This window comes from Nostoc sp. NMS4, from assembly GCF_017115095.1.
GTDB lineage: Bacteria > Cyanobacteriota > Cyanobacteriia > Cyanobacteriales > Nostocaceae > Nostoc.
On the sequence record NZ_JABXKI010000288.1, the window covers coordinates 1 to 2,205 of the forward strand.

A 2,205-nucleotide genomic window follows, 5' to 3' on the forward strand; every position below is an offset into this window, starting at 1 on the left:
TAACTCCTAACTCCTAACTCCTAACTCCTAACTCAGCACTCTAACGCCCAATACCCCATGCCCCAACTTTATTTCCCCATCCCTAATTGTTGAGCTTTTTGGTAAACTTTACCCTCAGTTAATAAAGAAGGTGCAATCACAACTTCTACCTGTTGCATTTCTTTAATATTTTTCACTCCTAAAGTACCCATGCTGGTCTTTAAGGCTCCTAAAAGATTGTGAGTGCCATCATCTAGTGCTGCTGGGCCAATGAGTATTTGCTCTAGGCTACCAGTGGTGGCAACGCGAATGCGAGTGCCACGGGGCAAGACTGGGCTAGGAGTCGCCATACCCCAATGATAACCTCGTCCTGGGGCTTCTGCGGCTCTGGCAAAGGGGGAGCCAATCATTACACCATCAGCACCACAGGCGATGCATTTGCAAATGTCGCCACCGGTGATTAAACCGCCATCAGCAATAATGGGGATATAGTTGCCAGTTTCGTTGTAGTAATCATCTCGTGCGGCGGCACAATCTGCGATCGCAGTTGCCTGTGGCACACCTACACCCAACACCCCACGAGAAGTACAAGCCGCACCAGGCCCAATTCCCACCAGTACCCCAGCCGCCCCAGCTTTCAACAAATTCAACGTGACTTCGTAAGTCACGCAATTCCCCAACACCACGGGGATGGGCATGGAACGGCAAAATTCTGCTAAATCAAGTGGTACTAAAGATTCTGGTGACAGATGTGCAGTCGAAACTACCGTAGCTTGGACAAAAAATAAATCTGCCCCAGCTTTTGCCACCGCCTCACCGTATTTACTTGCACCGGCTGGAGTCGCACTCACTGCGGCAATGCCACCTTGTTGTTTAATTTCCTGAATACGTTGTTCAATTAATTCCGGCTTTATTGGTTCGGCATAGAGTTCTTGCATTAAGGCAACAAATTCATCTTTCCCCACAGAGGCAATCCGATCTAATATTGGCTCTGGGTCAGCATAGCGAGTTTGAATACCCTCTAAATTGAGGACACCTAATGCTCCTAACTGTGACAAACGTACAGCCATACGAACATCTACTACGCCATCCATAGCACTAGCAATTATCGGGATTTCTCGCTCAATATTGCCAATACGCCACTTAGTATCTGCCAAACTGGGGTCTAGTGTTCTATTACCAGGGGCTAGAGCAATTTCATCTATTCCGTAAGCTCTGCGAGCTGTTTTTCCCCGCCCAAGTTGAATTTCCACGCTTTAACTTTACTCAAATCTGTTTAAGCTAGGGTATCAAATTGTGGGGAAATTTGGGGCGTTTTTTTCCCGAACCATATACGTGACTAATGACGGCTGTCATTAGTCATTTGGCTTTTGACCAATTCAAAATTCAAAATTAGTTTGATTTACCGTTTATTTTTAGCGGCATCCACACCAGTGTAACCAGTTGCTAACCAAATTATGGCTCTAGCGCCATCACGAATCGATTTTTCGATAGATTCAGGGGGTTTTTCCGAAGGAACTGGCACTGGTTTTAAATAAATACCCCGACTACCCAAAATAATTTCACCGATGACACAAGCCCGACGCATGTGAAAGTCTGAAGTAATCAAATAAACGCTCTTGATACCGCGAGCGTGCAAATCATCTACTAATGTGGTAAAATTAGTAACTGTATCTACTGCTTCATAATCCAAGTGTAAACGTTGAGGATCGACACCAGCTTTGGTAAACACTCGTTGGGTGAATGTACGTGGACTGCCGCCTGTAATCCAAATCGGTATATTTGGATGCTCACGAACGAATTTTGCTGTAAACTTCTCTCGCTCTAAATGTCTCGTTGAACCACCCAACACTACAACTGCTTGCGGCTGTACAAATTGGTTTTGTACTTCTTTGTATCCCCACCAGATGATTATTGGTAGGACAAAAGCCATAAAACGAAAATATTTACGTCTAAAGAGTAGCTTATTCAAGGCTCAATAACTTAATTTAATTAGTCCAAAATTTTCTCTAACTAGAAGAAAAAACAATTGATAGTAGAGTAGCAAACTTCGCAAGAATCTGCCCAAATTTATATTTGGTTGATTTTTGTGTAACAGCGCGATTAAGCGTGTTTGGAGTTTTTCTCTAATTGATGGATTATCCTAACCGATATCAGACAATTCATCAAAGGGTTTTAACCACTTTTTTATATAGCACTTCTCAATTGTATGGAATACAGGAGCCA

2 protein-coding genes are annotated in these 2,205 nt (G+C 43.6%); both read right to left on the minus strand.

The window, feature by feature from the left end; genetic code table 11:
* Nucleotides 1–68: 68 nt before the first annotated feature.
* On the minus strand, nt 69–1,232 hold the full coding sequence (locus HWQ37_RS27055) for a GuaB3 family IMP dehydrogenase-related protein (protein ID WP_292753416.1): 1,164 nt from the start codon (nt 1,230–1,232) through the stop codon (nt 69–71).
* Between the two features lie 149 nt (nt 1,233–1,381).
* Nucleotides 1,382–1,912, minus strand: coding sequence for a YdcF family protein (locus HWQ37_RS27060; RefSeq protein ID WP_292753419.1), 531 nt, complete (start codon nt 1,910–1,912; stop codon nt 1,382–1,384).
* Nucleotides 1,913–2,205: the final 293 nt, after the last annotated feature.